Source organism: Actinoallomurus sp. NPDC050550 (assembly GCF_040655075.1).
GTDB lineage: Bacteria > Actinomycetota > Actinomycetes > Streptosporangiales > Streptosporangiaceae > Actinoallomurus.
In genome coordinates, this window is record NZ_JBFAJC010000007.1 from 221,468 (window position 1) to 239,675 (window position 18,208).

Sequence of the window (18,208 nt, forward strand, 5' to 3'; positions counted from 1 at the left end):
CGACCCCGGATACCCCCCGGGCAGGTTTCAACCCCGTGCGCCGGGAACCGCACCCTGGGTAGGCACACGAGGAGGAGAGATGACGCGCACTGTCGCCGACTATCTGCTGGAACGCCTCCGCGAGTGGGGCGTCGAATACCTGTTCGGCTACCCGGGTGACGGGATCAACGGCCTCATCGCGGCGCTCGGGCGGGCCGACGACAAACCGCGGTTCGTGCAGGCCCGCCATGAGGAGATGTCCGCTTTCGAGGCCGTCGGGTACGCCAAGTTCAGTGGCAAGCCGGCGGTGTGCACGGCGACCAGTGGGCCGGGCGCGATCCACCTGCTGAACGGCCTGTACGACGCCAAGCTGGACCACGTCCCGGTGGTGGCGATCGTCGGGCAGACCGCCCGTTCCGCCATGGGCGGCAGTTACCAGCAGGAGGTCGATCTGATCTCCCTGTTCAAGGATGTCGCCAGCGAGTACGTGCAGATGGCGACCGTGTCGGCGCAGCTGCCGAACCTCCTCGACCGCGCGATGCGGATCGCGCTGGACGAGCGGGCGCCGACCGCCATCATCATCCCCTCCGACCTGCAGGAGGAGCCGTACGAGCCGCCGACGCACGCGTTCAAGAACGTCCCGTCGAGCGCCCCGGGCTACACGCCCCCCGTCACGGTCGCGCCGCCCGCGGAGATCGAACGCGCCGCGGAGGTCCTCAACGCCGGGGAGAAGGTCGCGATCCTCGTCGGTCAGGGCGCGCGCGGCGCCGCCGCGGAGGTACAGCAGGTCGCCGAGCTGACCGGGGCGGGCGTCGCCAAGGCCCTGCTCGGCAAGGACGTCCTGCCGGACACCCTGCCGTACGTCACCGGCGCGATCGGCCTGCTCGGCACCCGGCCGTCGTACGAGATGATGCGCGACTGCGACACGCTGCTCATCGTCGGCTCGAACTTCCCGTACTCCCAGTTCCTGCCCGAGTTCGGCCAGGCGCGGGCGGTGCAGATCGACGTGGACGGCAAGCTCATCGGCATGCGTTACCCGAACGAGGTCAACCTGGTCGGCGACGCGGCGGAGACGCTGCGGGCACTGATCCCGAAGCTGAAGAAGCAGAAGAATCGCGCCTGGCGCAAGAAGATCGAGAAGAACGTCGCGCGCTGGTGGGAGACGGTCGAGCGCGAGGCCATGGTCGACGCCGACCCGATCAACCCGATGCGGATCTTCTGGGAGCTGAACGAGCGGCTGCCCGACAACGCCATCCTGTCCGCCGACTCCGGTTCGGCGGCGAACTGGTACGCCCGCGACCTGAAGTTCCGCGCCGGCGTCCGTGGTTCGCTGTCCGGCACGCTCGCCACGATGGGCCCCGGCGTGCCGTACGCCATCGGCGCGAAGTACGCCCACCCCGACCGGCCCGCCATCGCCCTCGTCGGCGACGGCGCCATGCAGATGAACGGCCTGGCCGAGCTGATCACCATCCGCCGCTACTTCCACCAGTGGCGCGACCAGCGGCTCATCGTCGCCGTCCTGCACAACAACGACCTGAACCAGGTCACCTGGGAGCTGCGGGCGATGGGCGGCGCCCCGAAGTTCGAGGAGTCGCAGGTGCTGCCCGACATCTCGTACGCCGGATTCGCCCGGTCGATCGGCCTGGAGGGGATCGACGTGGAGAAGCCCGACGACATCGGCCCCGCCTGGGACCGCGCGCTGAGCTCGAGCTGGCCCGTCGTGCTCGACATCCGCTGCGATCCGGACATCCCGCCGATCCCGCCGCACGCGGAGTTCTCGCAGGTCAAGGACATGACCGAGGCGATCCTCAAGGGCGATCCCGACCGCGTCGGCGTCGTACGGAAGGGGATCAAGACGAAGATGGCGGAGCTGATCCACCGCTGAACGCGCGGGCGGACGCCCGGCTCGAGGAGCACGCCGTCACAGGAGGGGGAAGACCCATGGATCCGGAGCGCGACGCGCGACGCGCCGAGGCCCAGCGGGGTACAGACATGCCGACGCGGGCCCGGATGGGGCCCGCGTCGCTCATCTCGGTTCGTCAGCCGTGCTCTACACGGCCGTTTCGGTGCGGCCGCGCCTCGACCTCGCGCTTCACCTCTCGCTCGGCCTTGCGCCGAGCCTCCTCGAAGTAACGCTTGGGGTCACGGATCATGCGCTCCGACCGATCGTCGGAATCTTGCACGACGATGTCGTCAGCCATAGCCAACTCCCTCCCTATGCGCAAGTGTCGGTGGGCCCACGGCAAAGGTCAATTTGGATCAATACCTAATGTGTTATCGGCCGAGCCGCAGGAGGCCCTCATCTGGGGCGCCGGTGGCGAGCGCGTCCGCGAGAAGGCCGGCCAGCAGGCGCACGAACGGCACTTCCGCCTCGGTGACCCCGGCAACGTCGATCGCGTCCACCGTCAGCATCCCGAACGCCCGATGTCCGGCGACCACCGGCACCGCGATGAAGGACCGATATCCGTGCTGCGCCGAGCCGTGCCACCCCGGCGGCGGGTCGGTCTCCACGTCCAGCGCCACGGCATGGTGGTTGTGCCGGATCATCGCGAGGGCCGAGTCGCCCACGGCCGTACCCTCCTCGAAGATCGTCACGGGCTCGTCCGCGCGCCCGGCGTAAAGCGCCGGCACCAGCCTGCGCGGTTTCACGTCGTCCAGGCGGAACCAGCATGCGCGGACGCGCTCGCCGTCGAGGAGGTGCGCCGCCGAGTCCAGGATCATCGGGACGGTCGCCTCCCGCAGGTTGCTCCGCTCCTGGCGGTTCGTGGCGGTGGCGATGCGCCCGATCTGCCGGACGATCGGGTCGAGCGCGTCGTTCAGCGTGACCCGCATCTCGACGGCGGCCTCGATCGCCGCCTGCTCGGCCTCCTTGCGCAGGCGTTCCTTGCGGATCTGCTCGTACCCGGGCACCGCGGCGCCCGTCACGCTCATCACGATGCTGAGCACGATCCACAAGGGTTTGAGCTTGCCGCCCTCGCCCGCCTCGGCACCGGCCAGGGCGACCAGGCCGACGGAGGCGACACTGACCGCCGTGGTCAAGTAGATACGACGGACAGGACGAACTCGTCTGGGAGGAAGCCGCACTCACCGCAGCGTAGGGGATCTTCGAAAGTTTTGCTTGACCAGACGTCATGACTTCGGTCATATCGCCGAGTTCGCCCCAGGGTCTTTGGCCACAGGCGGCCAGGGACACCGACGACACGGCGGACCGCAGCGCCGACCAGGGCGCCGCCCGACGCCCGGGCACCGCCGCAGGCCGGTGCGGCAGCCACCGGCGGCCGGGCGCGCTCACGGCGGCGGGATCAGTCGACGGGCGCGCGGACCACGGCGACCGGACAGTACGCGCGGTGGACGACGGCCTGGCTGACGGAGCCGAGGAGCATGCCGCTCAGGCCGGCGCGGCCCCGCGAGCCGACCGCGAGGAGCTCCGCGCCGGCGGACTCCTCGATCAGCACCACGCTCGCCATTCCGACCCGGGCGACCGTCCGGACATCGCGCCGTGCGGCCGCGACCCGCGCGAGCATGGCCTCGGCCACGCCCCGGTGCTCTTCTCGCTCCATGGCATGGACGAGGGTGAGGCCGCAGCCGCGATCGTCCGCCTCGGCCGCGGCGAAGCCGATCGCCGCCTCCGACAGCCCGGTGCCGTCCACGCCGACGACCACACGGCCGGCGGACGGACCGGACGCGGTGCCCGGCAGGCCGGGACGGACGACGACCACGGGGACGTCCGCGCGTACGGCCACCTCCATCGCGGTCGACCCGGCGGCCAGATCGGACATGGCCAGGAATCCGGTCGAGCCGACGACGATCAGGGCGGCGTCGGCGGTCTCGGCGAGCAGCCGGTCCGGGTCACGCCGCGGCAGCACCCGGACGACGGCGTTCCGCCGGCCCGCCTCCTCGATCGCCCAGGTCACGGCCTCGTCTCCGGAAGGTGTTCCGTCGACGTAGGCGATGACGGATCCCGCCTGCGCGGGGACATCGGCGCCGCTCATCGCCGTGCCCCGCGATCGGTTCCCCCGGCGACCATGCCGCTCCTCCCGCATGCCGCTCGATCGGCCTCGGAGTCTCCGGATCGGCGAGGCGAGGGCGAGCGCCGCCAGACGGGACGAGGGGCCCGTACGTGATCCATTACTTCCTTTCCAACTTTTGCCGGGCCATGTGGGCCGAACGTCCCCTTTTCCGGAGCCGGGAGGCCCTCCCCCGGCCGCCTGTACATCCGGATCATGGGGATGCGCCCCGTTTTGGCCTACCTCTCCCAAGCGCGTGACCACGGCGATTAAGGGAAGACCAGAAAGAAAGGCATGACATGGCCAAAATCGCGATCATCGGGGAAGGGACCAAGGTGACGCGCTTCGGGCTCACCGGAGCGATCGTTCTGCCCGCCGAGGAGCCGGAGGCCGTCCGCGCCGCCTGGCGCTCCCTGGGCACCGACGTCGCCATCGTCGTCCTCACCTCGCGGGCGGCCCGCAGCCTGGACGGTGAGACGTCCTCGTGGCCGCTCACCGTCGTGATGCCGCCATGATCATGCAGATCACGCGTCGCGGGTGGGCGGTCGTGAAGCGTGCGGAAGGAGAGCACGAGAAAGGCAACGCCCATGCGGACCACATCCCACGAGTGCGTACTCAGCGGGGACATCGCGGCGGTGATCTTCGGCGTGGACGGCGTCGTCGTCGACACCTCGCAGGCGTCGGCCTCGGCCTGGAAGGCCGTCCTCGACCCGTTCCTGCGCTCGCACGCCGCCGTGTACGAGACGCAGTGCCGGTACTACGACGCGGTCACCGACTACCGGCGGCACATGCAGGGCCGGACCCCGCTGGACGGCGTACGGCAGTATCTGGCGACCTGTGACATTCCCCTGTGCTACGACGCCCTGCGCGGCCTGACCGCGCGCCATGAGGAGCTCTTCCTCACGGCCGTCCGGCAGCGCGGGGTCCAGGCCTTCGCCTCGACCGTCACGGTGCTCCACGCGGTGCGCCTGCGCGGCCTCCGTACGGCGGCCGTGTGCGCAAGCCGGTACGCCGCCGAGCTGCTCAGGAGAGCGGGCCTGGCGGGCCTGTTCGACGTCCGCCTGGACGGCCTGGACGCATCCGGGTGCGGCTTTCCGGCCTCGTCGGACCTCGGCCTGTTCCGGCTGGCCGCACGGCGGATGCGGACCCCTCCCGCACGGACCGCCGTCGTCGAGGAGAGCCTCACCGCGGTCCAGGCCGCCCGGCGTGGCGGCTTCGGCCTCGTCGTCGGCGTGGACCGGGGCGGGCGCTCGTTGATCCTCCCCGAGTACGGAGCGGACCGGGTCATCACCGACCTGTCCGACCTCCGGATCGGGGAGCCCGTCGCCTGACGCGCGCTCATCTGCGCGGCCGTACGATCGCGACCGAGCAGGGGGCGTGGTCGAGCACGGCGTGGCTCACCGACCCCAGGCGGAGCCCCGTGACCCCGCCGAGCCCGCGATCCCCCACGACGAGGAGGCCGGCGTCCGAGGCCGCCTCCAGCAGGGCGTGCCGCGGAGTCCGCATCACGAGCCGCGTCTCGGTCTCAACGTAGGGGTACTTCTCCCGCCACGGCGACACCGTCCGCTCCAGCCGGGCGGCGCTGAGCATCCGGAGCTGTTCGGGATCGCGGAACATCCCCATCTCGGCGGAGGCGATCGCCTCCGCCTCCCAGCACGCGTACACCGCGCGTACGGGCCGGCCGCGCAGCGCCGCCTCCTCGTACGCGAAGGCCAGGGCGGCCTCCGAGCTCGTGGACCCGTCCACGCCCACGACGACCGGGCTGCCCGCCCCCGGATCCCCGCGAATCACCATCACCGGGCAGTGCCCGTACGCGGCCAGCTGCAGGGCCGTCGAGCCCGCGTCGAGCCCGGCGAACCCACCCCGCCCATGCGAGCCGACGATCGCGAGAGCGGCGTTCTCCGACTCCTCGATGAGGATCGCCGAGGCGGGGCCGGCCGCGAAACGCGGGCGTACCGTCAGCGCGGGGCAGATCCGGCGGGCCAGGAACACGCCGTGGTCAAGAGTGTGTCTGCCCATCTTCCGCACCGTCTCCAGCGCCTCGGGCCCCGAGGGCGGGACCGGGTACGGCCAGTGCCAGGCGTGGCAGACGGTGAGCGAGAGCCTCCGTGTCCGCGCTTCTTCGACCGCCCGGCGAAGCGCGCGCTCGGCCCCCGGGGAGCCGTCGAAACCCACCAGGACGTAACTGCCGTCGAAGGATCTCATCGGATCTTCCTCCCGCTGTCGCCGCCGGGTGTGAGGGCCCCTATTCCCTCCCACCCGGCGACCTTCCCCCGTCAGGCGCGGGTACCACGGGCCGGCGTGACGCCGGCTCGTCCGGCCTACTTGAAGCCAACCGCACCAGGCCTTCTCGGAGGAGAGGCCAAAGCCCACGGAGGGGAAGGACTCTCGGACCTTCAGGCCAGGACCAGAGACCCTCCCCAATTTCATGCAAGGACGCCTAACCTGCGGGTAGAAGGGCCGTGATGGAGGTGTCCCATGCGTGCACTCACGATCCAGGTGCTGGGCTGCATCCGTTACCTGCGCCCGGACCGCAACCCCCTTCGGCGCCCGGTCGACCGTGTCCATGCGCGGCTCGTGGCCGTGCTGGCGGCGGTGTTCCTCGTCACGGGCGTCATCGCCGCTCTTCTCATGATCCACTTCGTCGGCGGTGCCGGGCTGCGGGCCGAACACCATCAGGCTCGGGCCCGCTACCAGGTCGACGCCCTGGTCACCGCGACCGGCACGGCGGCCTCCAGGAACGGCATCGGTCAAGAGACACGGCTCCGCTGGCAGGACCGGACGGGCGGGGTCCACACGGGTACGGTCGTGCCCACCGGCGACGACCGCGTCGGCGTCCATCGCCAGGTCTGGATCAACCAGAAGGGCCACCTGACCGCCCGGCCCCGCACGCACGCGCAGACGCTGACCGACACCACCCTGGCGGTGTTCGCGGCTCTCACCTCGCTGACGATCCTGCACGCCGGCGTGTACGCCGCCGTCAACCGCCGTCTCGAACGCCGGCGGATGGCGCTGTGGGAGGACGCGTGGGCCGCCACCGCACCCCGCTGGACCGGCCGCTCCTGACCGGCCCGCCAGAGCCCGACCGCGGGCCGCCCGCGCGCGGGTGAGCACGGATGTCATGGCCCGAGCGGGTCGCCGCGCAGACGAACGTGACCGCCCGAGCAGATCCCCGCGCGGCCCGGCCCGCCCGAAGGGGCGGAGTGGTGCGCCGTCACAGGTCGTCCGCCACGATGTCCGCGGCGGGCCGCCGGGCACCGGCGAACTCGTCGTCGGCCGCTCCCAAGCGCATGATCATCTGTGGGTACGTCGCGTCGCAGAAGCGCGTCCGGATGAACTCCCGCAACTCCGGCACCTCGAGCACCTGCGTGTGGAACGCGGCCGACACGTCGTCCTCGGCGGCCCGCAGCAGTACCCGCTGGAGGGCCTGTCCGGCCCGGAGCCAGTCGGTACGGCCGTCCCCGGCGGTCGTCAGCAGGGCGACGACCCCGGTGGCCTCCCGTGGCTCTCCGCCGGTCATGCCCCAGCCCTGGCCGCGCGCGAAGTCCCGCTCGTCGACGTGCGGCCCGGTGTCGTCCGGGTCTCGCGGAGGGGCCTCCTCGTGCCCTCCGTCCTGCCGGTCGCTCCCCGGGGGAGGCGCCCAGCGGGCGACCTCCGCGACGTACGCCGGGTCCATCCGCTGCATCTGCTCGGCGGCATCGGACAGCGCGGCGAGCGCGACGCGCACGCGGGGGTCGGCCACGATGCGCAGCGAGACGTGCTCGGCGCAGGCGTGCGCCCGCAGGTCCTGCAGGAGCCCGACCGGCAGCGCGCAGGCCCGGAAGCCGCCACGGTGCGTACGCCGCCGTTCGATCTGCTCGCACATCTGTCGCTCGTCGTCGGAGACGGGCTGCGGCTGCCCCAGGCTCACGTCGGCGATCAGCCCCGGCCGGTCGGGGTCGGACCCCATGCGCACCTCCGGCCGGCGTCCGAGGCGGCGGACGGCGAGCCGGAGCGTGAACAGCGCGGCGCCGCAGCTGATCAGCATCTCCCTGCCGTGCGGATCCACGACGTTCAGGCGGCGGTCGGTGTCGGCGTGCAGCGTCACCGTCTCGCCGTGGGTGTCGAACCACCAGGGCCGGGTGTCGTGCGCCGAGGGAGCCCACACCGCGGCCTCGACGAGCTGCTGCAGGAGTTCGCCGCGCTCCGAGGTGTCCGGGGATTCGGTCATGTCTCCTCCTGTGGTCACCACCCCTTGGATCTCAGGGCGCGGTCGGCACGACGGCCAGCGGGCAGTGCGCCCGGTGCAGCAGCGCGTGTGAGACCGAACCGAGCAGCAGCCCCACGAAGCCGCCCCGCCCGCGGGTCCCGACCACCAGCAGATCCGCCTGGGCGGAGGCGCCCGCGAGCACCCTCGCCGGGCGGCCGTGCACGACCTCCGAGGCCACATCGACGGTGGGGAACTTGTCCCGCCAGGCGACGAGGGACTCCTCGAGCCTCCGCAGTTCCTCCCCGGCGACGACCTGCGGGTCGTACACCAGAGGCTGCATGTCCCCAGGTCCGGTCGACGCCGGGTGCGACCACACGTGCACCACCCGCAGCCGCGCTCCCCGCAGCGTCGCCTCCTCGAACGCGAAGCCGATCGAGGGTTCCCCCGCCGTCACGGTGTCCACCCCGACCGCCACTTCGCGCCGTACCTCCGGTTCCAGTCCCCGGACCACGATGGCCGGAACCCTTGCGTGCGAGACGACCTGGAGCGTCGTGGACCCCAGGAGGAGGCCCGTGGCGGGGCCGGTCCCGTGGCCGCCGAGCACGATCATGGCCGCGTCGTCCGCGCGGCCCAGGAGTGCCCGAGCCGCCGGCCCCGGCACGAGCTCGCCCTCCACCACCACGGCCGGGTCACGCTCCCGCGCGGCCGCCACGGCCGCGTCGACGACCTCGCCGCCCGTGGACAGCAGCCACGTCCGTACGGTGGCGAAGCGGGGATCGACCGGTGTGTCGTACAGCCAGGGCGCGACGGCGTGCAGGACCCGCAGCGGCAGGCCGCGCCGGCTCGCCTCCTCGGCCGCCCAGGCCACGGCGGACGTGGCACTGTCCGATCCGTCCGTTCCCACGAGCACCACGTTCATGATCACCGTCTCCTCCGGGCACCGAGGCGGACGACGGCCCGCCCGGCGTCCCACCTTCAGCACAGCCGTGCGGAGGGGGGCTCCCTAGGGGCGAAAGGTCCTTGAAATCCCCACGTTCGTCCCGGATGCCGATCGCGGCGACGGGCCGCCCCGCATCGTGACCTGGCGGGAACTCCGTTGGCCTTCCATGGCCGGCCGAAACCCCGCGCATGAGGATTCCATTGTGCAGACCGTCAAAACGCTTCCCCGCCCCTTGCGGGCCGATTAATCGCCGATACGCCATTGATGAATGGGCTGCGGAAGCGAGCGAATCCCCGAGAACGAGCAGCGGACGATATCCGTCGGCGCCCGACCTCGACTCCGCGACGCATCGCGCATTGACGCGTCCGACATCCCTGGGCCTTGGGCCGCAGCGGCGCGGACCGCCAACGATCCCCGACCCCGCTGGTCGCACCCCGTACGACCTCGCACGGAGACCCGGAACCCCCGGGAACAAAGTGGCCATATCTGTGCATTAAAGTCAAGACATGAGCTATGGCGAATGAGAGTCAATTATCACCATATCTAGGCTGATGCTGTTGATTCTCGCCGACTGACCATGTGGTGTTGTTTGTGGCGATCGGACCCGAATAGTCCAATTGCCTGGCGTGGTCGATCACGGCACGCCACAAGCCGACCCATGGAGGTTGCTTCAGATGATGATTCCGAAGCGGATGGCACTCGCCATCTCCGGCCTGGCCTTTGCGGGAGCGACCGCGCTGACGATGGGTGCCGCGGCACCGGCCGGCGCCCAGACGGTGAGCAGCACCCCTCAGCACACGGCCACACTCGCCACCTGCGGCTCGTGGGGCGGCTGCGGTGGCTGGTGGGGCGGCTGGGACGACTGCTGGGACGACTGCTGGTGCTGAGTCCGGACAGCGACTAGAGGACCGTGAGCGCGCCCGCGAACCGCGCGATGCGGCCGGGCGCCATCGGCGAAGGGCCCCGCACCGATGTGATGGTGCGGGGTCCCTTCACGCTCACTTTTGTACACAGAACATGAAACTTACTCACAAGTAAGTTGACGAAAATTACGGGCTTGTTACAGATAAGTAAGAGGCCCGGGTCAGACCTCCCCCGCATCTCCCGGGCCGGAAGGAGTCCCCCATGAGCAAGTCCCTGGGACGGCGCGCGGCCACCACCGCCGCGGTCATCACGCTCGGCGGCCTCGGAGTCGTCGCGGCACAGGCACCGGCGAGCGCGTCCACCTTCACCGCCTCGTACACCTGCAACTCACCCCTCGGGAACCAGACCATCACCGTCAACGGGACCGCCACCGCGTCGCCCAACCCGACGACGGTCGGCAGCTCGACCCACTTCACGGCCCACATCGCGACGAGCCTGTCGTCGCCCCTGGCGATCAACTCCTGGAGCGCCACCCTGACCGCCAACGTGAGCGGGGCGCAGACCGCGTCCTTCCAGGCCACCGGATCCGGCGGCTCGATCCCCGCGAACCAGCCCGTCGCCGCCGACGTCGCGGGTAACTGGACCCCGACCGCGGCGGGAACCGACCAGATCTCGGGCGGCAACGTCTCGATCAACGCGAACGTCGTGCTCGTCGGCAACATCACGGCCACGTGCACCCCGAACAGCCCGATTCCCGTCGCCGAGACGCTCACGGTGAACTGACCCGGCCCGGCGGCCTCGCGATCATTGACGCGGGGCCGCCCCGGTCATCCCTCGGGTCCCTGGGGCGAGCGGACGGGAGACGTGCGCACCGATACCCGTACGACGGTCGGATATTCGCCGCCGAGACCGGTCCCGTACGATGGTTCGTTGACCGAACCCACGGACCTGGCCGAACGGAGGACGGATGATCCTCGACGAACTGCCCGTGCCGATCGTGCTGGCGCCGCTGGCCGGCGGCCCGTCCACCCCGCGGCTCACCGCGGCGGTCAGTGAGGCGGGCGGGCTCGGCTTCCTCGCCGCCGGCTATCTCACCGCCGACACCCTGCGGGCCCGCCTCGACGAGACGCGCGCGCTGACGCAGCGGTCCATCGGCGTCAACCTCTTCGTCCCCGGCCGTCCGACGGCGGCCGAGACCGTCGCGCGGTACTCCGCCGGGCTCGCCGACGAGGCGGCACGCGTCGGCGCGGCGCTCGGCGAGCCCCGCTTCGAGGACGACGACTGGCGGCCCAAGCTCGACCTCCTGACGGAGACCCCCGTCACCGTCGTCTCGTTCACCTTCGGCTGCCCCGCCCCCGACGTGATCGAGCGGCTCCACGGAGTCGGCAGCGAGGTATGGGTGACGGTCACCCGGGAGGACGAGGCCGTCCAGGCGGTCGGAGCGGGCGCCGACGCGCTCGTCGTCCAAGGCGCCGAGGCCGGGGGGCACCGGTCCGCCTTCGTCGACGACCCCGACGACCGCGCCGACGGGATCGGCCTGCTGTCCCTGCTGCAGCTCGTCCGGCACGCGGTCGCCGTTCCGCTGGTGGCCGCCGGGGGCATCGCCACCGGATCCGGCGTCGCGGCGGCGCTGGCGGCCGGGGCATCGGCGGCGCAGCTCGGCACCGCGTTCCTCCGCTGTCCGGAGGCCGGCACCGCTCCGGTGCACCGGCAGGCCCTGGCCTCTTCCGTCCCGACCGCGATGACGCGCGCGTTCACCGGCCGCCTCGCACGCGGCGTCCTTAACCGCTTCCTCGACGAGCACAGCGACGAGGCACCGGTCGCCTACCCGGAGATCCACCACGTCACCGCACCGCTGCGGCAGGCCGCGCGCGCCGCCGGGGACGCCGACCTGGTGAACCTCTGGGCCGGCCAGGCGTACACGCTCGCCCGGGACGTGCCCGCAGGCGAGCTCGTCGGCATCCTCGCCAAGGAGACCGACACGGCGCTGACATCCGCGTCGGCACGCCTGCGCCGGCCTTAGGCGGCGCGCCGGTCCTCGACGTGGACGACGCGCAGCTCTTGCCCGTCCTGGTCGCGCTTGGCGCGCCCGTGCAGCCCGACGTTCAGGTCGGACGGCTCGCCGTCGCCGGACAGCTCGTCGGGCGCGACATAGGTCAGCACGTCGTTGTGGTGGCCGTACACCACCCAGCCCGGCCCCGGGTCGAGGGTGATGGTCCCGAAGTCACCGGCCGAGGTCCCCGCGTGCACGGGGCCGTACTCCCGCAGGATCTCCGTGGCCTGGGCGGCGAGATCCGCGGCGGGCTCCATGAGGATCACGCAGGTCCCGTTGGCGAACAGCACCCACGACTTGTGGTCACCGATGATGATGCGCCGCCACGTCTCCACCAGCTCGGGAACGTCCATGGGGAGATCATTCCACCTGGGGTCGTCCACAGCCCGCGAGTTTCCGAGCCCGGGAGGGTGTGGTTCCTCATAGGGTGGCGAAATGGCTTCCCCCCAAGACGACTTCCCGATGAGCGAGGCTTCCGAGGTCCTGCGGCGTGTCTTCGGCTACGAGGAGTTCCGGGAGGGCCAGCAGGACATCATCGAGCATGTCATCGCCGGTGGCGACGCGCTCGTGCTCATGCCGACCGGCGGCGGGAAGTCGCTGTGCTACCAGATCCCGGCGCTCGTCCGGAAGGGCGTCGGTGTCGTGGTCTCACCGCTCATCGCGCTGATGCAGGACCAGGTCGACGCGTTGCGGGCCCTCGGCGTGCGCGCCTGGTTCCTCAACTCCACCCAGGACCCGGACGAGCGGCGCGCGGTGGAGGCGGCGTTCTCGGCGGGCGAGCTGGACCTGCTCTATCTCGCGCCGGAGCGGCTGAGCATGGAGTCGACGCTGCGGCTGATCGACGGCGCCGACGTCTCGGTGTTCGCCATCGACGAGGCGCACTGCGTGGCGCAGTGGGGGCACGACTTCCGGCCGGACTACCTGGCGCTGTCGGTGCTTCACGAGCGCCGCCCCGACGTGCCCCGGATCGCGCTGACCGCCACCGCCACCCCGGCGACGCACCAGGAGATCGCGGCCCGGCTGCGTCTCGAGGACGCCCGTCACTTCGTCGCGAGCTTCGACCGGCCCAACATCCAGTACCGCATCGCGCCGAAGAAGGAGCCCAAGCGGCAACTGCTGGACCTGCTGCGCACCGAGCACCCCGGCGACGCCGGCATCGTCTACTGCCTGTCCCGCGCCTCGGTGGAGAAGATCGCCGCCTTCCTCGTGGAGAACGACGTCACGGCGCTGCCGTATCACGCGGGGCTCGACCCGGCCACCCGCGCGGCGAACCAATCGCGGTTCCTGCGGGAGGACGGCGTGGTGATGGTCGCCACCATCGCGTTCGGCATGGGCATCGACAAGCCCGACGTGCGCTTCGTCGCCCACCTCGACCTGCCCAAGTCCGTCGAGGGTTACTACCAGGAGACCGGCCGCGCCGGGCGCGACGGCCTGCCGTCCACCGCCTGGCTCGCGTACGGCCTGCAGGACGTCGTCCAGCAGCGGAAGCTCATCGACGGTTCAGAGGGCGATGCCACGCACCGGCGCCGGCTCGCGGCGCACCTCGAGGCGATGCTCGCGCTGTGCGAGACCGTGGAGTGCCGTCGCGTCCAGATCCTCGGCTACTTCGGCCAGGAGGGCACCGCGTGCGGCAACTGCGACACCTGCCTGTCACCGGCGGAGTCGTGGGACGGCACGGTCGCCGCGCAGAAGGTCCTGTCGACGGTCGTGCGGCTGCTGCGCGAGCGGCGTCAGAAGTTCGGCGCGGGCCACATCGTCGACATCCTGCTCGGCAAGAAGACCCCGAAGATCATCCAGCACGACCACGACACCCTGACGGTGTTCGGGATCGGCACCGAGCTGAGCGACGTGGAGTGGCGCGGCGTCGTCCGCCAGCTCCTGGCCCATGGCCTGCTGGCCGTCGAGGGCGAATACGGGACGCTCGTGCTCACCGACACCAGCGCGGACGTGCTGCGCGGCGAGCGGCAGGTCCGCATGCGACGCGACCCCGCGCGTACGGCGCCCAAGGCGGCCAAGGCCGCCAAGGCTCGCGCGGCCACCGCCGAGCTGCCGGAGGAGGCCCTTCCCGTCTTCGAGCGCCTGCGCGCCTGGCGCGCGGCCACCGCCAAGGAGCAGGGCGTCCCCGCGTACGTCATCTTCCACGACGCGACGCTCCGCGAGATCGCCACCCGCTCTCCGGCGTCCCTCGCCGAGCTCTCCTCCATCAGCGGTGTCGGCGAGAGCAAGCTCGCCAAGTACGGCCAGCAGATCCTCGACACCCTGGCCGCACCGCCGCCTGACTGACCGGCGCCGCCTGGGCGTTCAGGCCGTAGGACGGGCCGGTGGGGAGGAGCGCCGGGTAGGTCCGAACGGCGTGTCCTCGACGTGGACTCCCGCGCCCCGACGCACCACCGGCGCACCGGCGGATCGGTCAGGGCCAGCCCATCGTGGCGCAGAGGTGTTCGGCCCATGTGAGACGTTCATCGCCGACTTCGTCGGCGGTGCGGGCGCGCACGTGCCGACGGCCGCGAACACGTGCTGAGCGCGGCGTCGGTGGCCGGGGCGCCGGTTCGCGCCCGGCTCGGAGGGCAGACGACGCCCCACGGGTGAGTCATATCACCACAGATCTCGCTTGGGCTTCCATCGGTCCGGAGTATTTTTGAACTGACCAGTCAGTACAAAAACGACCAGGGACGACCGTGACAGGCAACGCTCACCCCGAAGAGACCGCGACGGAGCCGCTGAATTCAGGCTCACCGGAGTCCGCCGAGCAACGATCCCCCGCGCCTCTCGTGACCGCTCGGGGGCTGTCGCTGAAGGGTCCGCGGGGCTGGGTGTACCGCGACGTCGACCTGTCCCTGGCCGAGGGCGGGCTCGCGGTGGTCTCCGGCGAAGCCGGCACCGGCCGCACCTGCCTGCTGCTCACTCTGGCGGGCCGGATGCGTCCCGGCTCCGGGGAGATCACGGTCGCCGGGAAGGCGACGCCGACCGCGATCCAGCGTGTCGCGGCGCTCGGCGAGACCGGAGGCGTCAACGACCTCGACGACGCGCTCACCGTCGCCGAGCACGTCTTCGAGCGCAGGCACCTGCGCGCCGGGTTCCTCCCCCGCCGACCGGCCAGGCGGGACGAGGAGGTCGCCGCCGCGCTCGCCCCGGTGGGACTCGCGCTCGATCCCGGCACGCCGACCGGGGATCTCGGCCCGCGCGACCGGCAGCTGCTCGGGGCGGCGCTCGCCCTCATGGGCCGGCCCCGGCTCCTCGTCCTCGACGACATCGACCGCGGGATGCGCGGCGACCACCAGCGCGAGATGTGGGAGTCCCTGCGCGCCCTCACGGCGCGGGCGGGTGTGACCATCGTCGCGAGCTGTGTCGACGCCACCCCCGCCTCCGACCTCGCCGACCTGGAGGTCGTGCTGTGAGGTTCCCCTCCGTGTCCCTGTCCGGGCTGGAGCTGCGACGCTTCGCCCGGGCCAAGCTCACCCGGCTCGCGGTCATCGCGCTGGTGATGCTGCCCCTGCTGTACGCCGGGCTGTACCTGTGGTCGTTCTGGGACCCGTACGGCAAGATCTCGCGGCTTCCCGTCGCCCTGGTGGTGGACGACAGACCCGCCGCCGTCGGCGGGAAGACCGTGAACGCCGGGCAGGAGCTGGCCCACGAGCTCGAGCGCCGCAAGGTCTTCGACTGGCACCAGGTCGACGACCGTACGGCCGCCGACGGCGTGGCGAACGGCCGCTACTACATGTCGCTCACGATCCCGGCCGGCTTCAGCTCGGGCATCGCCTCCCCGCAGGACCAGCAGAACGCGCCGCAGCCGGCCGCCCTGCAGGTGCACCTCAACGACGCCAACAGCTACATCGCCAGCACGATCGCGAACGCCGCCTTCAACGAGATCAAGGCGGCCGCCGCGTCCAGCGCCGTCCACGGGTACTTCGACCAGATCTTCGTCTCGTTCGGGCAGTTGCACGACAAGCTCCAGCAGGCCGCGGAGGGCGCCGACAAACTGGCCCAGGGCATCGACAAGGCCGAGAGCGGAGCCGCGCAGCTGCGGAAGGGCATCGGGACGGCCAAGGACGGCGCCGGCCGGCTGACGAGCGGGCTCGCCACCGCGAAGAGCGGCGCCGACCAGCTGGTGGCCGGCCTCTCCAAGCTGGACTCCGGCGCGGCGAAGCTGCAGTCGGGCAGCGCGCAGGTGGCCGCCGGAACCCAGCGGCTCACCACGACGTTCGACCAGGTCACGGACAAGCTCCTGCCCGTGTTGCGGGAGCACCCCGGCGACATCAGGAAAGCCGCCCTGCTCGTGGCCCAGGGCGCGGACGCCGCGGCAACCGCCCTCGACGCCCTTCCCGATCAGACCGCGCAGGCCGTACGCCAGGCCGCGGCCGCCCGTAAGACGATCTGCGCGCTCGCCGAGACGCATCCGGAGGCGGCGCCCGCCTGCTCGGCGGCCACGACGGTGCTCACCACCGCCAAGGAGGTCAACGCCCAGGTGCGGGCGCACACCGGAGAGCTGCGCCGGGTCGCCGCCCAGGCCCGGCGGCTGGCCGGCGACGCCCGCAAGCTCGCCGCGGAGGCGCCGCACCTGGCCGGCAAGGTCGAGCAGGCACGGCAGGAGATCCACCGCCTGAACAACGGCGCGCACCAGGTCGCCGCCGGCCTGGTCACCCTGCACCAGGGCATCGGCACCGCCTACGCCGGAGAGGTCAAGCTGTCGCAGGGCCTCGGGAAGCTGCAGTCCGGAGCGGCGCAGCTGGACTCCGGGCTCGGCCGGCTCTACACCGGCGCCCAGCAGCTGGAGTCCGGGCTGAGCCAGGCGTCCAGCGGCGCCCACCGGCTGGCCAACGGCCTGAACCAAGGGGCCGGGCAGGTCCCCGACTACACCAAGGACCAGCGGAACCAGCGCTCCGGTGTGATGAGCGACCCCGTACGCCTGGCGACGGCGAAGTCCAACCCCGCCCCCGACTACGGCACCGGCTTCGCGCCGTTCTTCGTGCCCCTCGCCCTGTGGGTCGGCGCGATGTTCGTCTACATGGTCCTGCGCCCGCTGAACCCCCGAGCGCTGGCAGCGGCGGCGCCGACGTGGCGGGTGGCGTTCGCCGGCTGGTTCCCGGCCGTCATGGTCGGCGTGGCCCAGGTCGCGGTGCTGCTGCTCGTGCTGAAGTTCGCCCTCGGGCTGACGGCCGTGCGCTGGGTCGGGATGATCGGCCTCCTGATCCTCACCGCCGCCTCGTTCATGGCCGTGGTGCAGCTCGTGTACGGCAAGTTCGGGCCGGTCGGACGGGTGATCGCGCTGGTGCTGCTGATGCTCCAGCTAACCTCGTCGGCCGGGACGTACCCGATCCAGACCAGCCCGAGGTTCTTCCAGGTCCTGCACCCCATCCTGCCCATGGGCTGGGTGGTCACCGCGCTCCGCCATCTGATCAGCGGCGGGCCGCTGACCTCCGTATGGGAGTGTTGTGCGGTGCTGCTGGCCTACCTCGTGGGCGGCCTGGCACTGACCATGTTCACCGTTCGCCACGAACGCGTGTGGACGCTCAAGCGCCTGCACCCAGTGCTCAAGTTGTAGGGAGACCATGCCCACCCGACGGGAACGCACGCGGCAACGCCTGTACGACGCCGCCGTCGAGTTGATCGCCGAGCACGGCTACTCCGCCACGACCGTCGACCAGATCGCCGAGCGGGCCGGAGTCGCCAAGGGGACCGTCTACTACAACTTCGCCGGCAAGGCCGCGCTCTTCGGCGAGCTGCTGGAGTACGGCATCGAGCGGCTCGCCGAGACGCTGCGCGCCGCCGCCGAGGGCCGCCCTCCGCTGGAGGCGCTCGACTCCGTGGTCGGCGCGGAACTCGCCTTCATCGGCGAGTACGAGGCGTTCGCCCGGATCCTGCTGGCGGAGACCTGGCGGGCGGGCGGCGACTGGCAGGCGACGGCGCGGCTGATCCGGGAGCGCGCGGTCGGGGTGATCGCCGACGTGCTGCGCGCCGCCGTCGCCCACGGGGATCTCCGCGCCGACCTGGACGTCGGCATGGCGGCGTCGGCGGTCTTCGGCATGGTGCTGACGGTCGCACTCGACTGGCGCACGCTGCAGCCCGCGCGCCCGCTCACCGACGTACACGCGACGCTCGTCGACCTGCTCCGCGGCCGCATCGCGGGACCGGCCACACAGACGCCGTAGGACCCGCCGCGTAGCCATCGCAGGACC

At 71.6% G+C, this 18,208-nt stretch carries 18 protein-coding genes; 11 read left to right on the forward strand and 7 right to left on the reverse strand.

The genetic code is table 11. The features are described from left to right. Positions 1 to 79: 79 nt before the first annotated feature. Positions 80 to 1,864 (forward strand): thiamine pyrophosphate-requiring protein, encoded by a 1,785-nt coding sequence (locus AB0I04_RS13025; RefSeq protein WP_360882989.1) that lies wholly within the window; start codon positions 80 to 82, stop codon positions 1,862 to 1,864. A 154-nt stretch (positions 1,865 to 2,018) separates the two neighbouring features. Here AB0I04_RS13025 and AB0I04_RS13030 read toward each other — a convergent pair whose 3' ends face one another. The 3 genes from AB0I04_RS13030 to AB0I04_RS13040 form a co-directional block, all read right to left on the reverse strand. Further along, entirely contained in the window at positions 2,019 to 2,180 is a 162-nt protein-coding gene (locus AB0I04_RS13030; RefSeq protein WP_360882992.1) for a hypothetical protein, read from the reverse strand. A 73-nt stretch (positions 2,181 to 2,253) separates the two neighbouring features. Continuing rightward, positions 2,254 to 3,018 carry a GAF domain-containing protein gene (locus AB0I04_RS13035; RefSeq protein ID WP_360882995.1) on the reverse strand — a complete coding sequence of 255 codons (765 nt, stop codon included), beginning with the start codon at positions 3,016 to 3,018 and terminating at the stop codon, positions 2,254 to 2,256. Between the two features lie 263 nt (positions 3,019 to 3,281). Next, complete coding sequence (locus AB0I04_RS13040; RefSeq protein WP_360882998.1) at positions 3,282 to 3,971, reverse strand: universal stress protein; 690 nt, start codon at positions 3,969 to 3,971, stop codon at positions 3,282 to 3,284. A 314-nt stretch (positions 3,972 to 4,285) separates the two neighbouring features. Between AB0I04_RS13040 and AB0I04_RS13045 the strand changes: the two genes are divergently transcribed. Continuing rightward, positions 4,286 to 4,501 (forward strand): V-type ATP synthase subunit F, encoded by a 216-nt coding sequence (locus AB0I04_RS13045; protein ID WP_360883001.1) that lies wholly within the window; start codon positions 4,286 to 4,288, stop codon positions 4,499 to 4,501. A 72-nt stretch (positions 4,502 to 4,573) separates the two neighbouring features. After that, on the forward strand, positions 4,574 to 5,317 hold the full coding sequence (locus AB0I04_RS13050; protein ID WP_360883004.1) for an HAD family hydrolase: 744 nt from the start codon (positions 4,574 to 4,576) through the stop codon (positions 5,315 to 5,317). A gap of 7 nt (positions 5,318 to 5,324) precedes the next feature. Here AB0I04_RS13050 and AB0I04_RS13055 read toward each other — a convergent pair whose 3' ends face one another. Continuing rightward, positions 5,325 to 6,191: a universal stress protein gene (locus AB0I04_RS13055; protein WP_360883007.1), complete on the reverse strand. Its 867-nt coding sequence runs from the start codon at positions 6,189 to 6,191 to the stop codon at positions 5,325 to 5,327. A gap of 273 nt (positions 6,192 to 6,464) precedes the next feature. Between AB0I04_RS13055 and AB0I04_RS13060 the strand changes: the two genes are divergently transcribed. Beyond that, positions 6,465 to 7,052, forward strand: coding sequence for a hypothetical protein (locus AB0I04_RS13060; RefSeq protein WP_360883009.1), 588 nt, complete (start codon positions 6,465 to 6,467; stop codon positions 7,050 to 7,052). Positions 7,053 to 7,200: 148 nt separating this feature from the next. Here AB0I04_RS13060 and AB0I04_RS13065 read toward each other — a convergent pair whose 3' ends face one another. Then, on the reverse strand, positions 7,201 to 8,196 hold the full coding sequence (locus AB0I04_RS13065) for a hypothetical protein (RefSeq protein ID WP_360883012.1): 996 nt from the start codon (positions 8,194 to 8,196) through the stop codon (positions 7,201 to 7,203). A gap of 31 nt (positions 8,197 to 8,227) precedes the next feature. Beyond that, on the reverse strand, positions 8,228 to 9,094 hold the full coding sequence (locus AB0I04_RS13070; protein ID WP_360883015.1) for a universal stress protein: 867 nt from the start codon (positions 9,092 to 9,094) through the stop codon (positions 8,228 to 8,230). A 695-nt stretch (positions 9,095 to 9,789) separates the two neighbouring features. Here AB0I04_RS13070 and AB0I04_RS13075 point away from each other — a divergent pair. The 3 genes from AB0I04_RS13075 (at position 9,790) to AB0I04_RS13085 (ending at position 12,002) form a co-directional block, all read left to right on the forward strand. Next, positions 9,790 to 10,002 (forward strand): hypothetical protein, encoded by a 213-nt coding sequence (locus tag AB0I04_RS13075; RefSeq protein ID WP_360883018.1) that lies wholly within the window; start codon positions 9,790 to 9,792, stop codon positions 10,000 to 10,002. Between the two features lie 238 nt (positions 10,003 to 10,240). Next, on the forward strand, positions 10,241 to 10,762 hold the full coding sequence (locus AB0I04_RS13080) for a hypothetical protein (protein WP_360883021.1): 522 nt from the start codon (positions 10,241 to 10,243) through the stop codon (positions 10,760 to 10,762). Between the two features lie 184 nt (positions 10,763 to 10,946). Further along, the gene (locus tag AB0I04_RS13085) at positions 10,947 to 12,002 is read left to right on the forward strand and encodes a nitronate monooxygenase (protein ID WP_360883024.1); all 1,056 of its coding nucleotides are present in this window, start codon (positions 10,947 to 10,949) and stop codon (positions 12,000 to 12,002) included. Here the strand turns inward: AB0I04_RS13085 and AB0I04_RS13090 are convergent. Continuing rightward, positions 11,999 to 12,385: a hypothetical protein gene (locus tag AB0I04_RS13090; protein WP_360883027.1), complete on the reverse strand. Its 387-nt coding sequence runs from the start codon at positions 12,383 to 12,385 to the stop codon at positions 11,999 to 12,001. The genes AB0I04_RS13085 and AB0I04_RS13090 overlap by 4 nt on opposite strands. Positions 12,386 to 12,467: 82 nt before the next feature. Between AB0I04_RS13090 and recQ the strand changes: the two genes are divergently transcribed. The 4 genes from recQ (at position 12,468) to AB0I04_RS13110 (ending at position 18,181) form a co-directional block, all read left to right on the forward strand. Next, complete coding sequence (recQ, locus tag AB0I04_RS13095) at positions 12,468 to 14,315, forward strand: DNA helicase RecQ (RefSeq protein ID WP_360883030.1); 1,848 nt, start codon at positions 12,468 to 12,470, stop codon at positions 14,313 to 14,315. Positions 14,316 to 14,803: 488 nt separating this feature from the next. After that, positions 14,804 to 15,430 carry an ATP-binding cassette domain-containing protein gene (locus tag AB0I04_RS13100; protein ID WP_360883032.1) on the forward strand — a complete coding sequence of 209 codons (627 nt, stop codon included), beginning with the start codon at positions 14,804 to 14,806 and terminating at the stop codon, positions 15,428 to 15,430. Next, on the forward strand, positions 15,427 to 17,574 hold the full coding sequence (locus AB0I04_RS13105; protein ID WP_360883034.1) for a YhgE/Pip domain-containing protein: 2,148 nt from the start codon (positions 15,427 to 15,429) through the stop codon (positions 17,572 to 17,574). Before AB0I04_RS13100 ends, AB0I04_RS13105 begins: the two co-directional genes overlap by 4 nt. Positions 17,575 to 17,581: 7 nt before the next feature. Beyond that, complete coding sequence (locus tag AB0I04_RS13110) at positions 17,582 to 18,181, forward strand: TetR/AcrR family transcriptional regulator (RefSeq protein WP_360883036.1); 600 nt, start codon at positions 17,582 to 17,584, stop codon at positions 18,179 to 18,181. Positions 18,182 to 18,208 lie beyond the last annotated feature (27 nt).

What these genes read in the sequence shown, in the direction of transcription:
- AB0I04_RS13075 (WP_360883018.1), top strand. Translation starts at nt 9,790, where the DNA reads ATGATGATTCCGAAGCGGATGGCACTCGCCATCTCCGGCCTGGCCTTT.
- AB0I04_RS13055 (WP_360883007.1), bottom strand. Translation starts at nt 6,191, where the DNA reads ATGAGATCCTTCGACGGCAGTTACGTCCTGGTGGGTTTCGACGGCTCC.
- AB0I04_RS13040 (WP_360882998.1), bottom strand. Translation starts at nt 3,971, where the DNA reads ATGAGCGGCGCCGATGTCCCCGCGCAGGCGGGATCCGTCATCGCCTAC.
- AB0I04_RS13110 (WP_360883036.1), top strand. Translation starts at nt 17,582, where the DNA reads ATGCCCACCCGACGGGAACGCACGCGGCAACGCCTGTACGACGCCGCC.
- AB0I04_RS13050 (WP_360883004.1), top strand. Translation starts at nt 4,574, where the DNA reads ATGCGGACCACATCCCACGAGTGCGTACTCAGCGGGGACATCGCGGCG.
- AB0I04_RS13070 (WP_360883015.1), bottom strand. Translation starts at nt 9,094, where the DNA reads ATGAACGTGGTGCTCGTGGGAACGGACGGATCGGACAGTGCCACGTCC.
- AB0I04_RS13080 (WP_360883021.1), top strand. Translation starts at nt 10,241, where the DNA reads ATGAGCAAGTCCCTGGGACGGCGCGCGGCCACCACCGCCGCGGTCATC.
- AB0I04_RS13090 (WP_360883027.1), bottom strand. Translation starts at nt 12,385, where the DNA reads ATGGACGTTCCCGAGCTGGTGGAGACGTGGCGGCGCATCATCATCGGT.
- AB0I04_RS13065 (WP_360883012.1), bottom strand. Translation starts at nt 8,196, where the DNA reads ATGACCGAATCCCCGGACACCTCGGAGCGCGGCGAACTCCTGCAGCAG.
- AB0I04_RS13025 (WP_360882989.1), top strand. Translation starts at nt 80, where the DNA reads ATGACGCGCACTGTCGCCGACTATCTGCTGGAACGCCTCCGCGAGTGG.
- recQ (WP_360883030.1), top strand. Translation starts at nt 12,468, where the DNA reads ATGGCTTCCCCCCAAGACGACTTCCCGATGAGCGAGGCTTCCGAGGTC.
- AB0I04_RS13085 (WP_360883024.1), top strand. Translation starts at nt 10,947, where the DNA reads ATGATCCTCGACGAACTGCCCGTGCCGATCGTGCTGGCGCCGCTGGCC.
- AB0I04_RS13045 (WP_360883001.1), top strand. Translation starts at nt 4,286, where the DNA reads ATGGCCAAAATCGCGATCATCGGGGAAGGGACCAAGGTGACGCGCTTC.
- AB0I04_RS13060 (WP_360883009.1), top strand. Translation starts at nt 6,465, where the DNA reads ATGCGTGCACTCACGATCCAGGTGCTGGGCTGCATCCGTTACCTGCGC.
- AB0I04_RS13030 (WP_360882992.1), bottom strand. Translation starts at nt 2,180, where the DNA reads ATGGCTGACGACATCGTCGTGCAAGATTCCGACGATCGGTCGGAGCGC.